This window comes from Mucilaginibacter sp. GW821-FHT07G05 (genome assembly GCF_059418565.1).
In genome coordinates, this window is the sequence record NZ_JBWKQC010000001.1 from 717,258 (window position 1) to 741,056 (window position 23,799).

Below are 23,799 nucleotides of genomic sequence, written 5' to 3' on the forward strand. Positions count from 1 at the left end.
GGCTCATCAACTGGCTTTCAAAAGTTTAGTACAAAAACCAGGTATTTACTGTCAATAATTTACCAGTCAAAACATATCAAAAGCTGCTTGCAAACCGTGTTTTCACCCATTTTTAACCGTTAAAACTATTTTAAAAACAGGTATTTCTACGTGGTTTTTTATGGGGTAGGCTCCCTATTTTTACTGCCGTGGTAATACCTAAACCCATCACGTAAGCGCTTTTTATTTCTACCCTTTAAAAGCATACTATATCTCTATCCGTGGCCAGTGCTTGAGCCGCGGATGGAGTATAGTTAAAATCGTGAAGCCTTTACTAACCAATTATATAAACCTTAATTTAGTGGCCTACTCACTAATTTAAAATTGAAAACATTCAACAATGATTGATAATTTCTTTTGCATAAAGCATCTGCAAAATAGCAGAGATCATTAGATATCCTATTTAAAATTTATTGGCAAAGTAAATTGAACCCGAACCGGTTTATTATCGATTTTCCCGGGCTCCCACACTCCATTTTCTTTAACAAGGCGTATAGCCTCCTCGTTTGCCGCTTTTGACAAATCGTTTTTTAATGTTTCAATACCGGAAAGTGTTCCATCTCGTTCAACAACAAAAGTAACCATTATCCTACCCTTCGCTCCGCTTACATTTCTTCTGTTTTTTTCTAACTTATTAAAAAATTCCTGAATGCCACCCGGATATGATGGTTGTTCTTCTACAGGTCTGAACACTTCGGGAGCAGCATTAAGTGAACTTTCTAAACTATCGAGTTTATTGAGTGATGAGGTATTGTCAATATTTAAGTTTAATAGCGTTGCATATTGTACCCGTACAAATTTTCCGTTCAAAATACCGGGATTCCATACGCCCGATTTGTTTACGGCTTTTAATATTTCAGCATCGGTATTTGGCGATAAACCTCTTAATATCTTACTTGAAGAAATAACACCATTTTTTTCTACAATGATCTGGATATATACTTTACCTTTTAACACAGGCATATCCTCGGCCTGCTGAAATTCATTGCTGAAGTTTTTATAAAAAGCGGCTAATCCTTCCGCATGTTCAGGCTGCAGATCAACGGTGGTATATAAGGTAGTATCAGATTTAGCAATCAGATTATCTTCGTTGATTTTTAACCCGAATGATATTGGTAACCTGTAACTCATAGCTATAAAACCTGCCTTTGTTTTTCCGGGTATCCATTTTGGCAAGCCTCTTACCAATCGCACAGCTTCCGAATCAGCTGTAGCTGACAATTCCTGAATCACTTTGATATCAGCAAGTTCACCGGAATTCGCTACTGTAAAACCAACAACAACAGTACCTTTTTCATTTTTGCTATTGTTTAGATTTTTTTTAATGAAATCGCTGAGGGGTTGCATGCCTCCCGGAAATTCAGGGGCGGTTTGTGTTATAGTATTTTGAGCTATAACAGTGTGTGTTACTGAAAATAATATAAGTAACAAGATAAGGATAGGTTTTTTCATATATAATTAAACGATCAATTGTAAAACTATAAGAGGTTATTGGGTTATTCACAGTATCAATAATCCCTCACCATCAGGCCGTCAGCAAAATTGTGCAGATATTGTTTGCGGTCATCAGGCAGTGTGATAGCATCCAGCGCTTTGAAGGCTATTTCGGCGTAGGTATTCATGGCCGTTTCGGCATGTTGCCTTACTTGTATACTATTGTATAAAGCTGTTACGGCAGCTACCTTTTCGGTTGTATTAAAGCCGGTAGCAGCTATCCATTGCAGTAATTGTTGTTTTTGGTCGCTATCGGCCAGTTCAAGGGCTTTTAAAAGCAGGTAGGTTTTTTTATTGGAGATGATGTCGCCACCTACTTGTTTGCCAAACTTTTCCGGGTCGCCGTACACATCCAAAATGTCATCCTGTAGCTGGAAAGCCACACCAAGGTTTACACCAAACTGGTAAAGTTTTTCGGCATTCTCCTGGTCGGCCCCTCCTATCAACGCGCCAATTTTTAATGCACCGCCAAGCAGTACGGCAGTTTTAAGGCGAATCATGTTCAGGTATTCATCTATACTAACCCGATCATCCTGCTCAAAGTTCATATCAAACTGCTGACCTTCGCATACACCCTGTGCCGTTTCGTTAAAAATATCGAGAACAGGCCGCAATATGTTATCCGGCACCAACATCATCAGCTTGTTGGCTTCTACCATCATTACATCGCCGGAGAGTATGGCGATATTGGTATTCCACTTTTCGTGCACGGTAACATTGCCCCGGCGTAGCGGTGCATTGTCCATAATATCATCGTGCATCAGCGTAAAATTATGAAAAACCTCAATGGCCAATGCCGGTTTTACAGCCGCTTCCACATCGCCGCCAAACAGGTCACAGGCCATCAGCAGCAAAGCCGGGCGCAGGCGCTTGCCGCCTAATGATAAGATATACCTTATCGGTTCGTAGAGTTCCGCGGGCTGATCGGGATAGTTAAGATGATTAACGCCATCGATGATCAGGTCCTGCAGTTCGTTAAGTTTTTTCATATTACGCCCTGCAAATATAGTTACTCCTGTACTAACGAGAAATCTATTTGCTTTTTGGTGAGGTCAACGTTTTTTACACGTATTTGAACTTCATCGCCCAGTTGATATACCTTCTTTTTACGCTGACCAATTATGGCGTAGTTCTTTTCGTCTAAAGTGTAAAAATCATCGCTGATATCGCGCAGGCGTATCATACCCTCGCACTTGTTCTCTATGATCTCAACATACATTCCCCACTCGGTTAAGCCCGATATAACACCGCTAAAGATATTGCCAACCTGATTTTGCAGGTATTCGGCCTGTTTATATTTAACAGATGAACGTTCGGCATCAGCAGCCTTTTTCTCCATTTGGGAGCTGTGTTCGCACATTTTTTCGTAATGCTCGGCATTGGCCGATTGCCCTCCGTTTAAATAATGGAATAGTAACCGGTGCACCATTACATCGGGGTAACGGCGTATGGGTGAAGTAAAGTGGGTGTAATGATCAAAGGCCAGGCCGTAATGACTGGTTCCTTTTGTGGTATAAATAGCTTTTGCCATTGAGCGTATAGCCAGCTGGGTAAGCACGTTCTGTTCTTTTTTACCTTCCACATCGTTCATCAGGTAATTGAGTGAACGGGCAGTATCCTTGTCAGATTTTGTACTAATCTTATATCCAAACCTTGCGGCGAACTGCGCGAAGTTGGCCAGTGAATCGGGCTTAGGCGAATCGTGCACGCGGTATACAAAGGTATATTTATGTTTGCCTTTACCCATTTTGCTCACATGCTCGGCCACCTTACGGTTAGCCAGCAGCATAAAGTCTTCGATCAATTTGTGAGCGTCCTTACGCTCTTTTACATAAACGCCTATTGGCTTGCCTTGTTCATCCAGCTTAAATTTAACCTCGGTAGTTTCAAAGCTGATAGCGCCGTTCTTGAATTTACGGTCGCGCAGTATATGGGCCAGTTCGTTTAGTTTTAATATTTCGGCGCTGTATTCACCTTCCTGCGCTTCAATAATCTCCTGTACTTCTTCGTAGGTAAAGCGTCTGTCGGAATGGATCACCGTTTTACCGTACCATTCGTTCACGATATTGGCATTATTATCCAGCTCAAAAACAGCCGCAAAACACAATTTGTCTTCTTTCGGGCGAAGCGAGCATAAGCCGTTCGATAATCTTTCCGGTAGCATCGGGATCACCCTATCAACCAGATAAACAGATGTACCGCGTTCAAAAGCTTCCTTATCCAAAGCCGAATCGGGTATAATATAATGAGCTACGTCGGCAATGTGTACGCCAACCTCGTAATTGCCGTTATCCAATAATTTGTAGGATAAGGCATCGTCAAAATCTTTAGCGTCAAATGGGTCGATTGTAAAGGTTAATACGTCGCGGAAATCACGGCGTTTAGCAATTTCTTCCGGACTAATTATATCCGAGATCTGCTCTGCATCGTGTTCCACCTCTGCCGGGAACGATAGCGGAAAACCGTATTCGGCCAATATGGCGTTCATTTCGGTATCGTTTTCGCCCTGGGCACCCAATATGTTCTTAATGCGACCAATCGGATTTTTGGCATCTGTAGGCCAATCTGTTATTTCGGCTACAGCCTTTATCCCGTTTTTGGCGCCATTAAGTTCGGTAAGCGGGATGAAAATATCATGCAGCATCTTACGGTCATCCGGAATGAAGAAAGCATATCTTTCAGATAGTTTTACAATACCGGTAAACTCCATTTTGCGGCGTTGCAATATCTCTATTACCTCGCCTTCTTTGCTTCGGCCTTTGTTTTTGGCGTATACATAAACCTTTACACGGTCGCCATGTAAGGCAGTGCGCAGTTTGCGTGGAGCCACGAAGATGTCGGTTTCGTGTTCATCATCAGTCACAATAAAAGCCGAACCATCAGCCGTCATATCTACCCTGCCCTCAACAAAGGTTTTAAGTTCGAGCAGCTGGAATTTTCCGGGGGCGATTTGTTTTAGTACTTCTTTTTTGGCTTCGTCTTTTAATATTTCGAGGATGATGTCGCGTGCTTCGGTATCGCGTACATTTAGTTTGGCCGAAACCTGTTTATAGTTGAGCGGCGTATTGCCGTTTTGTTCAAATATGCCAAGCACTAACTGGGTTAGCACCGTTTTTATAGAAGAGTTGTTGTTTTTCTTTTTAGACATTTATAGTATGGTATAATAACAAAGGTATATAATTAAACACCAAAAAGCGGATTGTGTTCTAAGCCCTTGTTTTCAAAGTATTATTAAAATTTATTTTACTATATAAGGGTTGAAGGCTCTTTCTTAATTATTTAGGTATAGCTGCTATCAACCCTTTGGTGTAAGCTTGCTGCGGGTTATTGTAAATATCATCAGGATAACCCATCTCTACGATTTCGCCTTTGTTCATCACCATCATACGGTCGGATATGTGCTTGATCACCGCCAGATCGTGTGATATGAAGATATAGGTAAGGTTAAACTCCTGCTGTAATTCGCGCAGTAAATTAAGCACTTGAGCCTGTACCGATACATCCAGTGCCGAAACAGATTCATCGCAGATGATAAACTTGGGTTGCAACACCAGCGCCCTCGCAATAACGATACGCTGCCTTTGTCCGCCCGAAAACTCATGAGGGTAACGGTTAAAATGTTCGGGCAGTAAACTCACCCGTTCAAGCAAATCAAGCACCTTTTGCTTACGCAGGGTATCATTACAATACAGTTTATGCACCTGTAAAGGTTCCATTAACGATTGACCGATGGTTAATTGCGGATTAAGTGACGAGTACGGATCCTGAAAGATGATCTGGATATCGCGGCGCATCCGGCGCATATCGTTAACGTTGAGCTTTCGCAGATCGGTATTTTCGAAGTTGATATTGCCCGATGTTGGTTCTATCAACCTTAATATCGTTCGGCCCAATGTTGTTTTGCCACAGCCGGATTCGCCCACCAGTCCCAGGGTTTCACCCGGAAACACTTCAAAACTAACCTGGTTAACGGCTTTTACTACCGCTTTTGATGAACCGAAAAGCCCCCTGCTTACCGGGAACCATGTACTTAGTTGATTAACTTTTAGTATAGGTGCACGGTCGTACAGCTTTTTACGGCGTTTATCTATGTCTTTATCCGTATAGGCATATCGTTCACGAATGCTTTCAATGGATAGGTTATTATCTGTATTGAAAAAGTCGGCTACAACTGGTAGTTTCTTTAATCGGTAATCGGGCGATGGACGGCAGGCCAGTAAACCTTTGGTATATGGATGCTGCGGATTCTCAAACAGGTCGTTCACATAGGCTTCTTCTACCACATCCCCCTTGTACATTACCAGTACACGATCGGCAATTTGCCTGATCACCCCCAGATCATGCGAGATGAAGATGATGCTCATGTTGCGCTCGGCCTTTAGCTTTAGCAGTAACTCAATAATGGTTTTTTGCACGGTTACATCAAGCGCGGTGGTTGGCTCATCGGCAATCAGCAGATCGGGATTGCAGGATAGGGCCATAGCGATCATTACACGCTGTTTTTGCCCGCCCGATATTTGGTGAGGATAACTCTCAAATATCGCCTCCGGCCTTGGCAATTGCACCTCATTAAACAGTTTTATGGCTTGTACTTTCGCGTCTGCCTTACTTACTTTCAGGTGCTGAACAATGGCTTCGGTAACCTGGTAGCCGCAGGTAAGCACCGGGTTAAGCGAGGTCATGGGCTCCTGGAAGATCATGGCCATACGGTTGCCACGAATTTCGCGCATCTCCTCTTCCGATAAACTGCATATCGCTTTACCGTCTAAAGTAACACTACCACTTATCTGCGCCTGCTTTACATCCAATAAACGCATCAGCGCCAGCGAGGTAACCGATTTACCCGAACCGGATTCACCTACTATACCGATGGTTTCGCCCTTGCTTAAATTAAATGACACGCCTTTTACCGCTTCAAAAAAGCCGTTTTGGGTTTTAAACCGGATGCGCAGATCATTTACCTCCAGCATCATCAACCAACTATGGTAATATTTTCATCGGGAATGAGCTCTTCTCCCCTGTACCGCCTGAGCAATTGCGCGGTGGCTACCACATCTTTTTGGCAGTAGGTGCATATCCGCTCCAGTTGATTATCATTCCAGTAAACGGAACCTACCTGGCTGCCGTCAATATCATCTTTGGGTGTGGGGATATCAAATATGGCGGTAAGCAGGCTTAATGAAGTATAGTTTTTATAATCGCCGAACTTCCAAAGTTCCATAGTATCCAAATGGTTGATCTCCCATGGTTTTTTACCGGAAATTTCCAGCTGCTGCGGATGTTTAATGCCGTTCACCAGCATGCGTCGGCATATATACGGAAAATCAAACTCACGTCCGTTATGCGCGCAAAGCACCAGGTTGGGTGGCTGCCCTGCTAATAATCTTGCAAAATCAATCAACAGCTCGCGCTCATCATGTCCCGAAAAGGATTTTACACGCAAGCCCGGCTTTTGTCCGCCAGTAAAGATGCCTACCGATATGCAAATAATTTTACCAAACTCGGCCCATATACCTGCACGTTCGTAGAAAGTCTCGGCTGTTTCTTCTTTACGCTGGTTTACCGTTTTGGCATCCCAAAGTTTTTGAAAATGAGGAGGAACCTGGTCAAAACTGCTGTATTGCGGTACCGTTTCAATATCAAGCACCATTATATTATACAGGTCGTACTGTTCGAGCATGGGCAGAATAATAGTTTATATGAGTACCAAGATAAGCATTATGCGCGTGTTTTATTTATCCTTATCCAGTACCTCAAAATTTATGACAGTGGTATTGCCGTTGCCATCAACCAGTGTAAGCTTATGTTTACCCGGCAAAGGGTTAAGCGCCATCTGATGAAAATCCAAACTTTCGCCTGCATACTTATCATCAAGGTGCCAAAATATTTTAACGCCTTTTAGCCTGTGCGCGGCATTGCATATCATTCTTCCGCGTGTACCATCGGCCTCTAAAGGCACGTAAATTTTAGCTCCATCTTTAGGGTAAATCACCTCCATCGGGTTGGCATTCTCCTGCGCGCAATCTGCACGGAATGGTGGCAACACATGATATTCATAGCTGCGGGCCTTATAATAATACTCCATCGACGGCGGCAGTATAAACCAATTTTTGTTGACTATCCGTTCGGGCGGTTCGCAATCTGATGTTACCTGCCATTTACCATCGGCAGAAAGGTGCACCAGCTGATGCCATGGGCATACCCAGGCTTTTGTGCCATTTTTAGGTACCCATATTTCTTCGGGATGATCACAATATGGTCCGGCACGATAGCCGCTTTCGCGGCATACCTTTATCTTCACCATTTCGCCTACCGGCATTTCAAACCAATCGCGAACCGCGGGCAATAACCTGAAAATATCGAACAGTACCGGCGCGGCGGTATTAATCCCTGTTAAACCCGGACGACCTTCGCCATCGGTATTGCCTACCCATACCCCTACCACGTATTTAGGGGTAATGCCAATAGCCCAGCCATCGCGAAAGCCAAAACTGGTGCCCGTTTTCCAGGCCACCCGCTGCGATGAGCTGAACTGCTGCCAAAGCAACTCCTCGCCGGGGCGCATTACCTCTTCCATCGCTTGCAGGGTATAATAGATAGAGCCTGCATCCAGTAAACCTGCTTTTTCCAGTTCAGGTTTTTGCTTGGCTGAACGTGTGTATACCGGCCGGTGCAGATCGGCAGGATCATATTTACCATTGTATTTAGTATAATGGTTCAGTACCCGCGCCATATCGGCGTAGGCACCGGTAAGTTCCCAAAGGGTATTTTCGCCTCCGCCGAGGATTAACGAAAGACCGTAATGATCGGCAGGTTGGTTTAACGTGGTGATACCCGCCCGATGCAAAAAATCGTAAAACCGCTCGTATTTGTATTGCTGCAACATTTTTACAGCCGGTACATTCAATGACCGCGACAAGGCTTTTGAGGCCGGCACAGCACCATCATAACCGAGGTCGAAATTTTCGGGATGATAACCTGCTATCTGCGTGGGTACATCGGGTATCAAACTATTGGGCAGTATAAAGCCATCGTGTAGCATGGCGGCGTACAGCAAAGGCTTAAGCGTACTCCCCGGACTGCGCGGCGCATTTACCACATTTACATCGCTCTCTAATTGAACATCACCGGGATGAAAAACATTACCGGCATAGGCCAGCGCGGCGCCTGTTTCTACATCAAGCACTACGGCGGCTATGTTATTAATATCATTGGCCTTTAACACCTGGTGATGGCGTTCCATAATTTCAACTACCTGCTGTTGCAGGGTCGACTTTATAGTGGTAGTTATCCGGGTATCGCCGGTTTGTTTCTTGTTTTTGTGCGCCTGCCTGAATACCTGCAATAAGTGCGGCGCCTCCTGCGGTAAGGCCATCGGTTTATCGGGTACGGGTTCCAGTTTGGCTAATTCGGCCGTGGTGCTGTCAATGATGCCTTCCTTTCGCATCTTATCCAGCAGGCGGTTACGCTTCTTTAACAGGATCTGCCTGTTTCTGCCGGGATGTACCAGCGATGGTGAATTGGGCAGCACAGCCATAGCGGCCATTTCGCCCCAGGAGAGTTTATCCGGACTACGGCCAAAATACCGCCATGATGCGGCATCCAGCCCGATCACGTTACTGCCAAAAGGCGCGTTGCTGGTGTACAAGGCCAGTATCTCTTTTTTGCTGTACCCAGCCTCCAAACGGAGCGCCATAAAAATTTCCTTCAGCTTGTTCCACACCGTACGTTTATGATGAGTCGCCAGCCTGATTACCTGCATGGTAAGGGTACTGCCCCCGCTGGTTACATGCCCTGCACTGATACTATGCTTAATCGCGCGCCCCAAAGCCAAAATGTCAACTCCCGGGTGGTATTCAAAACGCTTATCCTCAAAAGCTATGATGCATTGCTTAAACTTCTCCGGAACATTTTCATTGTAAGGAAAGCGCCATTGTCCGTCTGACGCGATGGACGCTCCTAAAAGCTGACCCTGATCATCGTCGATAACGTAGGAGGTCGGGCTGTTGAATAAGGGTTTGGGCAGGCAAAAAATAAACAGCAATACAATCGCCAGCAATACCGAAAGCTTAACAAGGCTTTTGGGCTTTTTAAGCCAGTTGGTTATGCGTTTTAAGCGTGGATGCATGGAGAGTGACAGATCATCAACTCAAAGCTATGAAATCAACTAAATATTGCTATCCCTAATATAATACCTACCACCATAATTACGTACAGCATAATCTCGGTACCGGCGAAGTGTTTGTATTTGGTCCAGAATGAGTAGTCTTCTTTTTCTTTTGGCATGGGGTAAAATTACAAATAATTAGCTATCGCTTATCTGCCGCTGCTTTGTTCTTCGCTATCCCCTTCTAAAATGATAGAACCGCCGCGTGAAAAATACTTATACAACGATGGGTCGTGCAGTTTTACGATGATCACCCCGCGGCGGGTACTGGCATGCACCACATACCCATTTTGCAGGTACACACCTACGTGACTAAACTGTTTACCGTCGAAATCGAAGAAAACGAGGTCGCCTTCTTTTAATTCCTCTTCGTATTTACGTTTTATGAAATTGATCTGCAAATTAGTTGAGCGTGGCATATTGGCAATGTCGTATACCTGCTGCTCCAGGTTATATACAAAGCCGGAACAATCTACCCCATCTTTACCCAAGCCACCGAAACGGTAAGGAGTACCCATCCATTCTTCAATAAAATTATATAACCTGCCGTTCTTGATGTCGTTCTTCTTCACCCCCATTAACGTAGAATACTTGGTAGCGATCTCCTTATCGGGAGTCTCCATAATATACGGACCACGCTTTTTGACTGTTGGGGCGGTTGGTTCAGCTATTTGTCCGTTGCCATTACGGGCAATTGGCCGCTGTGTTTTCTTCATGCTGCTGCATGAGGCCATTATTGTGGCAATAGCTATTGATAGTAATAAAAGTTTCGGGTTGATAGGTAATTTCATCTGACTATGTTAAACGTTTCATTACAGTACGTTAGTTTATCTTTGAATGATACAAACCCGACACGTTGTTTACTATCAGCTTTTTACCACTCTTTGTATCTCATCCAGCTTCATCAGCGCCTCTACCGGGGTAAGTGTATTTACATCGAGGTTGTTCAGGGTATCGCGTATTTTCACCAGCACAGGGTCATCTATCGAGAACATCTGCATTTGCACCGCCTGTTTTTGCACCTTGCGGATACTCTCCTTAATGTGTTCACCACCAGTACGTTCGTTCTCCAGCTTCTTCAATATCTCGTTGGCACGGCTCAGTACCTTTGGCGGCATACCGGCCAGTTTGGCCACGTGGATACCAAAGCTGTGTTCGCTGCCGCCCGGTACCAATTTACGCAGGAAGATGATTTGCTGACCAACCTCTTTTACCGAAACATTGAAGTTTTTAACACGTGTAAATGAATTACTTAACTCATTTAACTCATGGTAGTGGGTAGCAAACAATGTTTTTGCCCTGGCAGATGGGTGGTTGTGTAAATATTCAGCAATTGACCATGCTATGGAGATACCATCGTAAGTTGATGTACCACGACCAATCTCATCCAGCAGGATCAAACTCCTGTCCGACAGGTTATTGAGGATGCTGGCCGTTTCGTTCATCTCCACCATAAAGGTCGACTCGCCCGACGACAGGTTATCCGAAGCACCTACCCGTGTAAATATCTTATCGATCAAACCAATAGTAGCGGCTTTTGCGGGCACAAAACACCCCATCTGCGCCATCAGCACAATCAGGCCTGTTTGCCGCAATAAGGCCGATTTACCCGCCATATTGGGGCCGGTAATAATAATGATCTGCTGCGTATCCGAATCGAGGTAAACATCGTTGGTGATATAGTCCTCACCTATCGGCAAGTTCTTTTCAATTACCGGGTGACGGCCGCCTTTTATATCCAGCATGCGGCTTTCGTCCATTTTGGGCTTAACGTAATGGTTACGGATGGAGATATGCGCGAAGTTCAGCAGGACATCTAAACGGGCAACCAGTTGGGCGTTAAGCTGTATCGGCTTAATATATTCGGCAAGCGAATAAAGCAGGTCATTATATAGTTGTGTTTCAAGCGCCAGTATCTTTTCTTCGGCACCCAAAATTTGTTCTTCGTATTCCTTAAGTTCGGGGGTAATGTAGCGCTCGGCATTTACCAATGTTTGCTTACGGATCCATTCGGTTGGTACCTTATCGCGGTGCGAGTGCGTAACTTCAAGATAGTAGCCAAACACGTTGTTGAAGGATACTTTCAGGGATGGTATCCCGGTAATCTCTGCCTCACGGCGTTGAATTTCCAGCAAATACCCTTTACCACCGAAAGCGATCTTGCGTAAACGATCCAGCTCTTCGTTAATTCCTTCGCTCATTACCGAACCTTTTACCAGCATTACCGGGGGCTCGGGGTTCAGTTCACGTTCTATCCGCTCGCACATAATAGTGCAAGGGTTAAGCTGTGAGCCAATGGCCTGTAAGGGCAAACTTTCAGATGTTTCGCTGATCTTTTTGATCTCGCTGATAGCGATTAACGCCTTTTTAAGCTGGCAAACTTCACGCGGATTGGCCTTTTGCAAGCCGATCTTTGAGATCAGCCTTTCCAGATCACCAATACGACGGATGTTTTCCTGTAAGGTTTCGCGCAGTTCCTGTTGCTCTATCAGGTATTCAACCACGTTAAGGCGGTCATTTATCGGCTTGATCTCCTTTAGCGGCATCACTATCCAGCGGCGAAGCAAACGTGCGCCCATCGGCGAACAGGTATTATCCAGCACATCAACCAATGTAAGGGCGTTCTCGTTAGCCGAGCCCACCAATTCGAGGTTGCGGATACTGAAACGGTCGAGCCACAGGTAACGGTCCTCCTCAATACGACCAATGGCCGAAATATGCTGAAGGTTACGGTGCTCCGTTTCGTTTAAATAATGCAAGGCTACGCCCGATGCGATGATGCCCAGCGGCAGCTTATCAATACCAAAGCCTTTTAATGATTTTACACCAAAGTGCTTTAACAGTGTTTCCTGCGCGTAATCGCCGCTGTAAGGCCACTCATCAAGGGTATAAGTATAAAAGCGGTCGCCATAGCTATCCTTAAAATCACTCTGACGGCTTTTAGGGTAAATCACTTCGCTCGGCGCGAAGCTTTGCAGCAGCTTATCAATATAATCGGTATTACCCTGCGCGGTTAAAAACTCGCCGGTTGATATATCTACCAAAGCAATACCCACTGTATTTTTTTCAAAATAGAGTGATGCCAGGTAGTTGTTACTTTTTTGTTGTAATATATTATCGCTGGTGGCTACGCCGGGAGTAACCAGTTCGGTAACGCCGCGTTTTACAATGGTCTTGGTAGTTTTTGGGTCTTCCAGCTGATCGCAAATAGCCACACGCTGACCTGCACGCACCAGTTTTGGCAGGTAGGTTTCGAGCGAATGGTGCGGAAAGCCCGCCAGTTCGATATGTGTTGCAGCGCCATTGGCCCTGCGGGTAAGTACAATGCCCAATATACCCGATGCTTTTACAGCATCTTCGCCAAAGGTTTCATAAAAATCACCTACACGGAACAATAGCAAAGCGCCCGGGTACTTCGCCTTTATAGCGTTGTACTGCTGCATCAGGGGTGTTTCTTTCGTAGTATCTTTTGCCAATGTTGTGCCGAATTTTAATCGGTAAAGTTAATTTCTTAGCGTGGCTTTATCAGCTATGTTGAAAAAAGTTTGTTTGTTGGTAAATAGAAAGGTAATTCAAAAGTTAAAATTCAAAAATCAAAAAAAGTACTGTCGCTTCAAGAAAACCTTTCGCTACCCTCCACATAAAACATCAAGGATACTGAAACCCCGAACCCGAAACCTCGGACCTCCTCCCACACAACTTACAACTCACAACCCACAACTATAAGCTTTGCGCTATAACAAAACCGCAAGCCCAGGCCCATTGAAAATTGTAGCCGCCCAACCAGCCGGTAACGTCAACGCATTCGCCGCCGAAATACAGGCCGGGCATTTTTTTAGCTTCCAGTGTTTTGGAGGATAGTTCATCGGTAGATACACCGCCGCGCATTACTTCGGCTTTATCATAGCCCTTATCCCCTGCCGGTTTCACCCGGAATTCGTGGATCAGCTGACTGATCGCTTCTATATCCGCTTTACTTAAAGAGGCAAGGTTCTTTTCAACGGGAAGATGATTGCTCAACGCTTCGGCAAATTTGCGGGTATACAGGGTAGCCAGCAGACTAAGCAGCATCTTTTTACCGTTTACTTCCCGCTCCTGCTGAATGATGTCTTCTATGTTTTTATCGGGCAGCAGGTCAAGGTAAATGTATTCGCCCGGTTTCCAGTAGGATGATATTTGCAGAATGGCGGGTCCGCTCAATCCCCAATGTGTAAAGAGTATATTTTCTTCAAAGCTGATCCTGTCGTTCCATACCCTGCAAAAAATACTGCTGCCTGATAGCTGCTCGTACCAGGGCTGATCTTTACCCGTTATGGTAAGCGGTACCAGTGCCGGGGCCGTTTCGGTGATCACCATGCCGAATTTACGACCAACACGCAGACCAAAATCGGTAGCGCCCATTTTTTGTACCGGCAATCCACCTGAAGCAATTACCACCTTGGCAGTATTGATCTGTAGTTCGCGGCCATTACGTTCGTAAGTTATGGTAAAGCCATCGCCGGTTTGGTCGATGCCTTTTACTTCGGTATCGCACCAAATTTCCTGTTCCATATCGTGGCACAGGTCGGTAAATACCTTTACAATGTCTTTCGCTTTATCGCTCACCGGGAACAATTGGCCAAGCGTTTTCTCCTTGCCTATTACGCCGTAAGTTTCAAAAAAGCTGATGGTATCCTCCACCGTCCACTGGGCGAAGGCCGATTTACAAAAGTGTTCGTTTTGCGAAATAAACTGCTGTGCCGAAGCATACAGGTTGGTATAATTGCACCTCCCGCCGCCGCTAATTAATATTTTAGCGCCAACGCGATCGGCCTTTTCCATTATTAAAGTACGCTTGCCTAAAAAGCCTGCCTGTACGGCACACATTAGTCCGCAAGCGCCGCCGCCAATAATTATAGCGTCAAAGTCTGTTTGTTTTGTTAAATTTGCTGTCATGCACGAGGTTTCGCAAATATCTGAATTTGGAAAGATACTCATATTTTTAATAGTAGGTATTTTGGCCGTTGGCGGCACCTTCTTTTTAAGCCGCTTAATTGCCCCACGCAACCCTAACGCCGAAAAGCTAACTTCCTATGAATGTGGTGAAGAGCCTACCGGAAATGCCTGGATGCCCTTTAACGGACGCTTTTATGTGATCGCGTTAATATTTTTACTGTTCGATGTAGAGATGGTATTCGTGTTCCCATGGGCCACGGTTTTTGGCAGCCATGAGCTGCTGGCTGTTGATGCCCGCTGGGGATGGTTTTCGCTGGCAGAGATGTTTATATTTTTAGGTATACTGATATTAGGGCTGGCCTATGTATGGTTAAAAGGCGACCTCGACTGGATAAAATCAAAACCGGTAGTACCTACGGTAGATGTAGCAATACCTGCAAGCCTTTACGACCGGATAAACCTGGAGCAGGGTTCATTTAAGATACGGGCATTTACAACAGAAAACACATTGCCCGAACCTGAAAAAGCCGCCGTTACCGCCGCGCCTGTTGCCGAAGCAGCTACCGCTGTAAAGAAACCTATGTTTAAACCAACCTTTAAAAAGCCCGCAAATGACGCCTGATTTGACTAATGAAAGCGGTGGTGTAGTGATCACCAAAATGAACGACCTGCTTAATTGGGCACGTTTATCATCATTATGGCCGTTAAGTTTTGGTATAGCCTGCTGCGCTATTGAAATGATGGGCTCTATGGCATCAACTTATGATCTCGATCGTTTCGGCGTATTCCCACGTCCATCGGCCCGCCAGGCAGATGTGATCATTATTGCAGGTACAGTTACCTTTAAAATGGCCGAACGCATCAAAAGGTTATACGAGCAAATGCCCGATCCTAAATATGTGATCAGCATGGGTTCATGTTCAAACTGCGGCGGCCCGTATTGGCAGCACGGTTATCATGTGGTAAAGGGTGTTGACAGGGTGATACCGGTTGACGTGTATGTACAAGGTTGCCCGCCACGCCCCGAAGCATTGATAGGCGCTATTTTAGAATTGCAAAAGAAAATTGCCGGAGAAAGTTTGATAAAAGCTTAATGAAAAATTGATTTAGAGTCGATGTTCGACATTAGGCGTTGGATACCGATTTGTAAAACTCCACTATACTCTTCACCAGCGATTGTAAAACAATGGCGTTCCAATCGTTAGCGAAACTACAGCTTTTGTTAACGCGGTAGTTTTTACGATCATATATCATAAAGTAGGCACGGTAATTACTAATGGCGATATCTACCCAGGCTATATTGTGTTTCTTATCCAATATAATACCATCGGCAGTAAACATCACCCCCGCTATTTCAAAAGCCTGCTGAATGTTAACCAGTTCTATATAGTAGTTAAGGATATTGGCAAAATAGTAAGTCCACAGCTTATCAAAAATATCTATCCATAAACGGTAATAGGTTTTATTTTTGATACCGTAAACGGAGTTGAGCTTAATGCGGTGTACCTTATCGTTATACTCCTTTAGCTCGATGTAATACTGCCTGCCAATGGCAAAAATATAGCCGCGGGTTAAGTAAGTGCCGTAGCGTATGGCAGCGATATTCTCTGCCGGAATATTTACAGGATTGTTGAAACCGGAAAGTTTTTCAATAGAAAGCCCCTCAACAGAAAAGATGATCTTTTTGTTGATCTTGTTTTCCAGTAAAAACGGTAATTCAACTACGTCCATTTTTTATAAAGTTACAAGAAAAAGTTGCCCGTATCTTTAATAAAGGCAGCTTTTTATTTTTCATTTTATTATATCAAAGCGCAAATAATTATTGCCCTTGGGCCAGCGAATAGCCGGGTTTTCCATCAAAAATCATCAATAACTCAACAGAACACACTTTTATAGCATCCGATAGTTCGGCGGCTATAGCAAGCACATCTCTTTGGCTAAGTTCAACGCCATCAGTTTTTTCATAACGTATCCTGAATTCATTCACCAGTTCGGTATAAATTGAGCCTGTTGGCCAAACCTGTGTGCCACGGTTTGAGATCATGATCAGCTTAAACTTATCGTTCAGTTTGCTCTTGGCCACTTCGGCGATTTCACCGGGTTGTAAGGTTGATTCTACGAAAATATCTACACCTTGTATCTCCTGTTTTGTTACGGGAGCAATAACGGTTAGCTTATTTTTTTCAGGCCTGGTTATCGTATTCGCCTTAGGCTCGATATCAGCCTGCGCTTGTACGCTGCCCTTTGCCGGTTGTTTACCCAAATTGGCAATTATCGCGTTAGCAAAACCTTCGATATTAACTGATGTAGTTGAGCGGTCGCCGAAATCACCTGTGTGGATGCCTTGTTCAAGTGTATATAGCAACGCGTTTTCAATAGTAGCCGCATGAGTTGTTAAACCTAAATACCGCAGCATAGAAATACCGGAAAGCAATAAGGCTGTTGGGTTGGCAATGCCTTTACCTGCAATATCCGGCGCGGTACCGTGCACAGCCTCGAAGATGGAAATATTATCGCCGATGTTAGCTGATGGTGCAAAGCCGAGGCCGCCAACTAAACCGGCACAAAGATCTGATACGATATCGCCTTGTAAATTAGTCAATACCACTACCTCAAACATTTCGGGGCGCGATACCAGCTTCATGCAAAGATCATCCACTATGATATCATAAGCCTCTATTTCGGGGTAATCTTTAGCTACTTCATAAAACGTTTCCAGGAAAATACCGTCCGTTAGTTTCATGATATTGGCCTTATGGCCGCATGCTACTTTTTTGTATCCTTTTCGGCGGGCCATTTCAAACGCGTAACGGATTACCTGCGCCGAACCCGGGCGGGTAATAATGCGGCGACCAACAGCTACGTCATTAGTCAGCATGTGCTCAATACCGCCGTAGGTATCCTCAATATTTTCGCGTACAATGGTGAGGTTTATTTGTGTGCCTGCTTTTGAAAACACGGTTTCCACGCCGTTCAACGTTCTAAAATCGCGTTGATTAGCGTAAGTATTCCAAACTTTGCGTGCAGTAACATTAATACTTTTTACGCCCTTGCCTTTCGGGGTTTCCATTGGGCCTTTAAAAAGCAGGCCTAAATTTTCGATGGTTTCTTTCGCTTTTTCGGTCATCCCGGTTGAATGCCCGGCATCAAAGTAAGATTTACCCATCTCTACAAACTCGTATTCGAGCGGTACATGATCAGCTTCAAAAATATTAAGTACTGATGCCATTATCTCCGGCCCTATTCCATCGCCATTGGCTACTGCTATTTTGGTCTTCATCAAAAAAATATCTAATTATTAGTAAAACGCTGCAAAATTAGGGCTTTTAAATCCCCCTATTGAAGTTGAACAGTAAAATTGATGTATGGTTTTTGTCAGATTTAGAGTAAACTTGTAACCTGATAATGAAGGCATTTTACGGAGATTTGAAATTAGGTATTTTAGGCGGCGGCCAGTTGGGTCGTATGCTAATACAACAGGCTATAAACTACAACGTTACGGTTAAGGTTTTAGACCCCGACCGCAGCGCGCCATGCCGCAAATTGTGCGAAGAATTTGTAGTAGGATCGTTAAGCGATTACGAAACAGTTTACAATTTTGGGAAGAAAGTAGACCTGCTTACCATTGAAATTGAGAAGGTAAATGTTGACGCGCTGGAGCAACTGGAACGCGAAGGCGTTATGGTTTACCCGCAATCGAGAGTGATCAGACTGATACAGGATAAAGGTTTGCAAAAGCAATTCTTTAAAGAAAACAATATCCCAACGGCCGAGTTCCAGGTGATTTCATCGCCCGAGCAATTAAGGCAAAGCCATATCCCCTTCCCGTATATACAAAAGCTGCGCAGGGATGGCTACGATGGTAAGGGCGTTTATCGTGTAAACAACGAAGCCGACCTGGCAGGCGCTTTTACCGAACCAAGTTTGGTGGAGCGTTTAATTGACTTTGAAAAGGAAATAGCGGTAATTGTAGCCCGTAACGAAAGCGGCGAGGTTAAAACCTTCCCGCTGGTTGAAATGGAGTTTAACCCGCAGGCTAATCTGGTAGAGTTCCTGATAGCCCCTTCTACCCTGAGTTTCGAGATACAGCAGGAAGCCGAACAGATAGCTAAAAAAATAGCAGAAGACCTTAAAATAGTAGGTTTGCTGGCTGTGGAAATGTTTTTGGATAAGAGCGGCAAGATACTGGTGAACGAACTGGCTCCGCGCCCACACAACAGCGGCCACCAAAGCATTGAGGGTAATACCGTATCGCAATTTGAGCAGCATTTAAGGGCTATATTCAATCAGCCATTAGGTGATACCGCCTGCCTGCACAATGCCATTATGATAAACGTACTGGGCGAACCAGGCCACGAAGGCCCTGCAATTTACCAGGGGATAGAAAAGGTACTGAAATGCCCAGGGGTATACATACACCTTTACGGCAAAGCCTTAACCAAACCTTTCCGTAAGATGGGCCACGTAACCATTGTTGACGTTGACAGGGAAAAAGCTATTGAAAAAGCAAGATATGTGCAGAACACTTTAAAGGTGATCAGTTAAAAATGTTGATAGACGTTTAAATGAAAAAAATAGTATTAACTATTGCTTTTATACTGAATTTCCTGATGGTGTATTGTCAAAATCAATATACACAAAATCTGGGTATAGCTAAAATAACATTTCCGGATACGCCTCAGATAAAGGATCTGAAAATAAACGAGGTTGAAACCGGTAAAATGTATTTTGTAAATTATGACGGCACTTTCTACTTATCACAAGTTTCTAACATACAAAATCGCTTTAAAGATCTTTTGACTGAGCATTTGGCAGATAGTATTTATGAGGGCTTTATAAGTGGCTCCCTTGAATCTACAAAGGGTAAACTTATTTACAAGAAGCAAATTAAAATTTCCGGTTTAGAGGGCATTGAATTTGCATATAAAGCACCCTTAAATAACATTGAATCATTCAGATATCACCGGGCTGTGTTCTTAAATGATTCTTTGGTTACCTATGGTTTATGGAGTGCCGATTCTTTATCTTCTGATAATGATCAGTTACAAGCGTTTCTTAATACGTTCAGAATTACAGTCAAACGTGAATTAAGAAGGCAAAGTAATGCATCAAATATTGGCTATGCCACAGGCAAATTTATAGGGTACATGATATCCATAGGTGCAATAGCATTATTTGGACTTGTAATTGTATTTATCATTAAAAAATTAGCAACAAAACAAAAATGAGCCAACCACAAATAGGAATAATAATGGGTAGCAAATCAGATCTGCATGTAATGCAGGATGCTGCCGATGTACTTAAAGAATTAGGTGTTGATTACGAAATTACTGTTGTATCGGCGCACCGTACACCCGATCGTATGTTTACTTACGCAAGGGAAGCTGCCGGTCGTGGCATAAAAGTGATTATTGCCGGTGCAGGTGGCGCGGCGCATTTGCCGGGCATGGTAGCCTCTTTAACGCATTTACCTGTTATAGGCGTGCCTGTAAAATCGAGCAACTCCATTGACGGCTGGGATTCTATCTTATCTATATTGCAAATGCCTAACGGCATCCCCGTTGCTACCGTGGCTTTAAACGCGGCAAAAAACGCGGGCATATTAGCCGCTCAAATCATCGCGACAGCAGATGAAAACATAACTAAAAACCTGATAGCCTTTAAAGAAAGCTTAGCCCAAAAGGTAGAAGAATCTGCAAGGGAAATGGAAGGTTTGTAGGTTAGTTGTAGGTTGTGAGTTGTAAGTTGTAAGTTGTGGGTAACAACTTACAACTCAATTTAACGAAGGGTTTTCCGGGAAATTGGCTATGTGCGCGTAGCGGTTGCCTAAGCTGATTACTACTTCGCGCCAAATGTTGTGATCGTTATTGGCGAAAACAAGGTCGCTGTTGAAACGATTGGCCACAATCCAGGTATCTTCCGTTAGTTCATCATCCAGTTGGCCGGGTGTCCAGCCTGAATAACCCGCAAAGAATTTTATCTCGTTCTCCCTGAGCTGGTAATTTGATATCAGATCTTTCACCACTTCAAAATCTCCGCCCCAAAAAATATTATCCCATATTTCTATCCCTCCCGGAATTTTCTCCGGACAGCGGTGTATAAAATGCAGCGTATTTTTAGCAACAGGACCGCCATCGTAAACCGGTATCTCCGAATACGAAGTATCGGGCAAAACATCGCCCAGCAAAAGTTCGCTCTGGTGGTTTAACACAAAACCCATCGCCCCCTCTTCCGAATATTCGGTAAGCAATATTACCGACCTTTTAAAATTCGGGTCCATCATAAAAGGCTCCGAAATAAGTAACCGGCCCGCAGCCGCTGATATTGAATTAAGCATAAGGTTACATTTACTTATACATTACTTAACAAACATCGTAATAATATGTTCACACACTAAATTACGATTTAACAATATGTACGGTATAATTAATTTGTAAGTTTGCATAAAATGGATAAAGATACATTACAAAATTTAAGGCAGGAATACAGCTCGGCTACGTTGATCGAAGACCAAACATCGCCTAACCCTATAAAGCAGTTCGACAAATGGCTTAACGAAGCCGTTGAAGCACAGATACATGAACCTAACGCCATGACCCTGGCTACCGCTACACACGATGGCCGACCGTCGGCACGTATTGTACTGTTAAAAGGGTTCGACCAAAATGGTTTTAACTTTTTCACCAACTACCTGAGCCGTAAAGGCAAAGAGATCACCAAAAACCCGCTGGGCTCACTGGTTTTCTTTTGGGGCGAACTGGAACGCCAGGTACGCATTGAAGGTACTATTGAGAAACTGAGCAAAGAAGAATCAGAAAAATATTTTCACTCACGCCCTAAAGGCAGCCAGATAGGTGCTTTGGCATCGCCGCAAAGCCAGGAAATTGATGGCCGCCAGGAGCTTGAAGCCAAATGGCAGCAACTGGAAACCGAATACGAAGGTAAAGATGTGCCTAAACCATCGTACTGGGGCGGTTACGTATTAAAACCACGCCTCATAGAGTTTTGGCAAGGCAGACCGAGCCGTCTGCACGACCGTTTGGTTTACAAAAAAATCGACAATAAAACCTGGAAGAAAGTTCGTTTGGCACCATGAGTTTTGATGATATTAAACTACTGCTTACCGAAAAGTTTGGCACCGATGTAATTATCGGTGAAGAGCGTACCGGTTTGCAGCCCGCCCTGCTGATAGCGCCCGATAATATAGTTGAGGTATGCGCCGAATTGCGCAACAACCCGAAAATTTATTTCGATTTCCTCTCCTGCCTTAGCGGGGTTGATTATGGTGTGGAAGCAGGTAAATTCGGCGTAGTATATCACTTATCATCAATACCTTATAAGCTTCAGTTAACGCTAAAGATAAGCGTTGAGAATGGCCGTAGCGGCGAAGAACTGCCTACCTTTAAAAGTATATCACCAATATACCGCACAGCCGACTGGCACGAACGCGAGGCTTATGATATGTTAGGAATCTTTTTTGAAGGTCACCCCGATTTAAGACGGATTTTATTGCCCGATGACTGGGAAGGCTTTCCGTTAAGAAAGGATTATAAAGCAGCGGAATACTATAAAGGGATTAAGATAGATTGATGAGTGAGAGTTTCGCCCCGCTCGTCATTGCGAGGAACGAAGCAATCTCTACATATACAGAGCGAATAAGCATGGTTTAAAGATTGCTTCGTTCCTCGCAATGACGAAATATATAATATAAAGACTACCCAATAACAATACTCGAAATTGAATATCACAAATACCAAATACGAGGAAGCATTAGAACGATACCATCAAAAGATAGCCAACGCGGCTACTGAAGATATGGTGCTGAATATGGGGCCGCAACACCCGTCTACGCATGGTGTATTGCGGTTAGAGTTGATCACCGATGGCGAGATCATTAAGGAAGTGATACCGCATTTGGGTTATCTGCACCGTTGTTTTGAAAAGCATGCCGAATCGTTAACCTATCAGCAAACCATTCCGTTTACCGACAGGATGGATTACCTGGCCTCTATGAACAACAGCCACATTTGGGTAATGGGCGTTGAGCGGATGATGGGGATTGATAAGGATATTCCTAAACGTATTGAGTATATTAGGGTATTGGTTTGTGAGCTGAACCGCATAGCGTCGCACCTGATAGCCATTGGTACTTATGGTATCGATATTGGCGCCTTCACTCCTTTCCTATGGTGTTTTCGCGACAGGGAGCACATTATGGGTATGCTGGAATGGGTGTCGGGCTCGCGCATGTTATATAATTATATTTGGGTGGGCGGCTTATTTTATGACCTGCCGGTTGGGTTTGAAGAACGCTGCCGCGAGTTCATAGAATACTTTAAGCCAAAAATGGTTGAGCTGAACCAGCTACTAACCGATAACCAAATATTTATTGCCCGCACCGCCAATGTAGGTGTGTTGCCGCTTGATGTGGCCATTAACTACGGTTGCTCGGGGCCAATGCTGCGTGGGTCGGGTTTAAAATACGATTTGCGCCGGGTGGATAATTATTCGGTTTACCCCGAAATAGATTTTGAGATACCTGCCGGAAAAGGCGAAATGGGTACTGTTGGCGATTGCTGGGACCGTTACAAGGTACGGGTAGACGAGATAGAGCAGTCGGTGAAGATCATTGAACAATGCCTTGATCGCCTGCAAAAAGAATTAAAACGTACACCTGAGTTTGATCCGCGTGCCAAAATGCCGCGTAAGATAACGCCTAAGGCACAGGATTTTTATATCCGTGGTGAGGGTGCTAAAGGTGAGCTTGGCTTCTACTTTATAGCCGATGGCCGTACCGAAGTGCCGTTCCGCGCCAAATCGCGAGGGCCAAGCTTTAACAACCTTTCTGTACTGCCCGAAATATCAAAAGGTGTAATGATAGCCGACCTGATCGCCATTATAGGTTCTATTGATTTTGTATTGGGCGAGGTAGATCGCTAACGACCTTGATTAGTGGGATTAAACCATGATTTGGAGGATTTCTTGGGGATTCGTAGCATTAATTCGACCTTGATTAGTGGGATTAAATCATGATTTGGAGGATTGATCAGATTCACCGGATTTTATTTTCAGTGAGATATCTTTTTATTTACCCTCAATAAAAAAGCCTTACAAAGTTTCAGTACTTTGTAAGGCCGGATATGAATGTTTAGGTTTAAACCGAA

21 protein-coding genes are annotated in these 23,799 nt (G+C 44.2%); 8 read left to right on the top strand and 13 right to left on the bottom strand.

The features are described from left to right. Positions 1 to 438: 438 nt before the first annotated feature. The 10 genes from AC07NA_RS02955 to AC07NA_RS03000 all read right to left on the bottom strand — a co-directional run bounded on the left by AC07NA_RS02955 (position 439) and on the right by AC07NA_RS03000 (position 14,635). Entirely contained in the window at positions 439 to 1,491 is a 1,053-nt protein-coding gene (locus tag AC07NA_RS02955) for an energy transducer TonB (protein WP_494895540.1), read from the bottom strand. Between the two features lie 56 nt (positions 1,492 to 1,547). Beyond that, complete coding sequence (locus AC07NA_RS02960; RefSeq protein WP_494895541.1) at positions 1,548 to 2,522, bottom strand: polyprenyl synthetase family protein; 975 nt, start codon at positions 2,520 to 2,522, stop codon at positions 1,548 to 1,550. 20 nt (positions 2,523 to 2,542) lie between these two features. Continuing rightward, positions 2,543 to 4,681, bottom strand: coding sequence for a ribonuclease R (gene rnr, locus AC07NA_RS02965; protein WP_494895542.1), 2,139 nt, complete (start codon positions 4,679 to 4,681; stop codon positions 2,543 to 2,545). 127 nt (positions 4,682 to 4,808) lie between these two features. Continuing rightward, the gene (locus AC07NA_RS02970; protein WP_494895543.1) at positions 4,809 to 6,506 is read right to left on the bottom strand and encodes an ABC transporter ATP-binding protein; all 1,698 of its coding nucleotides are present in this window, start codon (positions 6,504 to 6,506) and stop codon (positions 4,809 to 4,811) included. Beyond that, complete coding sequence (locus AC07NA_RS02975) at positions 6,506 to 7,213, bottom strand: 3'-5' exonuclease (protein WP_494895545.1); 708 nt, start codon at positions 7,211 to 7,213, stop codon at positions 6,506 to 6,508. The genes AC07NA_RS02970 and AC07NA_RS02975 overlap by 1 nt, the downstream gene beginning before the upstream one ends. A 51-nt stretch (positions 7,214 to 7,264) precedes the next feature. Continuing rightward, on the bottom strand, positions 7,265 to 9,661 hold the full coding sequence (gene pbpC / locus AC07NA_RS02980; RefSeq protein ID WP_494895547.1) for a penicillin-binding protein 1C: 2,397 nt from the start codon (positions 9,659 to 9,661) through the stop codon (positions 7,265 to 7,267). Positions 9,662 to 9,696: 35 nt separating this feature from the next. After that, on the bottom strand, positions 9,697 to 9,819 hold the full coding sequence (locus AC07NA_RS02985) for a hypothetical protein (RefSeq protein ID WP_494895549.1): 123 nt from the start codon (positions 9,817 to 9,819) through the stop codon (positions 9,697 to 9,699). A 30-nt stretch (positions 9,820 to 9,849) separates the two neighbouring features. Next, positions 9,850 to 10,491 carry a C40 family peptidase gene (locus AC07NA_RS02990; RefSeq protein WP_494895551.1) on the bottom strand — a complete coding sequence of 214 codons (642 nt, stop codon included), beginning with the start codon at positions 10,489 to 10,491 and terminating at the stop codon, positions 9,850 to 9,852. A 75-nt stretch (positions 10,492 to 10,566) separates the two neighbouring features. Further along, entirely contained in the window at positions 10,567 to 13,143 is a 2,577-nt protein-coding gene (gene mutS / locus AC07NA_RS02995) for a DNA mismatch repair protein MutS (RefSeq protein WP_494895553.1), read from the bottom strand. Between the two features lie 277 nt (positions 13,144 to 13,420). After that, positions 13,421 to 14,635 (bottom strand): BaiN/RdsA family NAD(P)/FAD-dependent oxidoreductase, encoded by a 1,215-nt coding sequence (locus AC07NA_RS03000; protein WP_494895555.1) that lies wholly within the window; start codon positions 14,633 to 14,635, stop codon positions 13,421 to 13,423. Between AC07NA_RS03000 and AC07NA_RS03005 the strand changes: the two genes are divergently transcribed. Together AC07NA_RS03005 and AC07NA_RS03010 are read left to right on the top strand one after the other, a co-directional pair. Then, positions 14,634 to 15,257 carry an NADH-quinone oxidoreductase subunit A gene (locus AC07NA_RS03005; protein WP_494895557.1) on the top strand — a complete coding sequence of 208 codons (624 nt, stop codon included), beginning with the start codon at positions 14,634 to 14,636 and terminating at the stop codon, positions 15,255 to 15,257. The two genes, AC07NA_RS03000 and AC07NA_RS03005, sit on opposite strands and share 2 nt — an antisense overlap. Continuing rightward, positions 15,247 to 15,729 (top strand): NADH-quinone oxidoreductase subunit B, encoded by a 483-nt coding sequence (locus tag AC07NA_RS03010; protein ID WP_345209247.1) that lies wholly within the window; start codon positions 15,247 to 15,249, stop codon positions 15,727 to 15,729. The genes AC07NA_RS03005 and AC07NA_RS03010 overlap by 11 nt, the downstream gene beginning before the upstream one ends. Positions 15,730 to 15,760: 31 nt before the next feature. Here AC07NA_RS03010 and AC07NA_RS03015 read toward each other — a convergent pair whose 3' ends face one another. Together AC07NA_RS03015 and AC07NA_RS03020 are read right to left on the bottom strand one after the other, a co-directional pair. Continuing rightward, a complete protein-coding gene (locus tag AC07NA_RS03015; RefSeq protein WP_345209248.1) occupies positions 15,761 to 16,366 on the bottom strand; it encodes a hypothetical protein in 606 nt (201 codons plus the stop codon). A gap of 88 nt (positions 16,367 to 16,454) precedes the next feature. Beyond that, positions 16,455 to 17,915, bottom strand: coding sequence for an NADP-dependent isocitrate dehydrogenase (locus tag AC07NA_RS03020; RefSeq protein ID WP_494895559.1), 1,461 nt, complete (start codon positions 17,913 to 17,915; stop codon positions 16,455 to 16,457). A gap of 125 nt (positions 17,916 to 18,040) precedes the next feature. Here AC07NA_RS03020 and AC07NA_RS03025 point away from each other — a divergent pair, with 125 nt between their 5' ends. The 3 genes from AC07NA_RS03025 to purE are packed head-to-tail and all read left to right on the top strand — an operon-like array spanning position 18,041 to position 20,354. Continuing rightward, the gene (locus tag AC07NA_RS03025) at positions 18,041 to 19,180 is read left to right on the top strand and encodes a 5-(carboxyamino)imidazole ribonucleotide synthase (protein ID WP_345209250.1); all 1,140 of its coding nucleotides are present in this window, start codon (positions 18,041 to 18,043) and stop codon (positions 19,178 to 19,180) included. A gap of 20 nt (positions 19,181 to 19,200) precedes the next feature. After that, a complete protein-coding gene (locus AC07NA_RS03030) occupies positions 19,201 to 19,863 on the top strand; it encodes a hypothetical protein (RefSeq protein WP_494895562.1) in 663 nt (220 codons plus the stop codon). Then, positions 19,860 to 20,354 carry a 5-(carboxyamino)imidazole ribonucleotide mutase gene (purE, locus tag AC07NA_RS03035; protein ID WP_494895564.1) on the top strand — a complete coding sequence of 165 codons (495 nt, stop codon included), beginning with the start codon at positions 19,860 to 19,862 and terminating at the stop codon, positions 20,352 to 20,354. The genes AC07NA_RS03030 and purE overlap by 4 nt, the downstream gene beginning before the upstream one ends. Before the next feature lie 54 nt (positions 20,355 to 20,408). Here the strand turns inward: purE and AC07NA_RS03040 are convergent, their stop codons facing one another. Continuing rightward, positions 20,409 to 20,972 carry a YqgE/AlgH family protein gene (locus AC07NA_RS03040; RefSeq protein ID WP_494895566.1) on the bottom strand — a complete coding sequence of 188 codons (564 nt, stop codon included), beginning with the start codon at positions 20,970 to 20,972 and terminating at the stop codon, positions 20,409 to 20,411. Positions 20,973 to 21,083: 111 nt separating this feature from the next. Here AC07NA_RS03040 and pdxH point away from each other — a divergent pair, with 111 nt between their 5' ends. The 3 genes from pdxH (at position 21,084) to AC07NA_RS03055 (ending at position 23,575) form a co-directional block, all read left to right on the top strand. Then, a complete protein-coding gene (gene pdxH, locus AC07NA_RS03045; protein ID WP_494895568.1) occupies positions 21,084 to 21,731 on the top strand; it encodes a pyridoxamine 5'-phosphate oxidase in 648 nt (215 codons plus the stop codon). Then, positions 21,728 to 22,225 carry an NADH-quinone oxidoreductase subunit C gene (locus tag AC07NA_RS03050; RefSeq protein WP_494895570.1) on the top strand — a complete coding sequence of 166 codons (498 nt, stop codon included), beginning with the start codon at positions 21,728 to 21,730 and terminating at the stop codon, positions 22,223 to 22,225. Before pdxH ends, AC07NA_RS03050 begins: the two co-directional genes overlap by 4 nt. A 225-nt stretch (positions 22,226 to 22,450) precedes the next feature. Then, positions 22,451 to 23,575 carry an NADH-quinone oxidoreductase subunit D gene (locus AC07NA_RS03055; RefSeq protein ID WP_494896000.1) on the top strand — a complete coding sequence of 375 codons (1,125 nt, stop codon included), beginning with the start codon at positions 22,451 to 22,453 and terminating at the stop codon, positions 23,573 to 23,575. Positions 23,576 to 23,799: the final 224 nt, after the last annotated feature.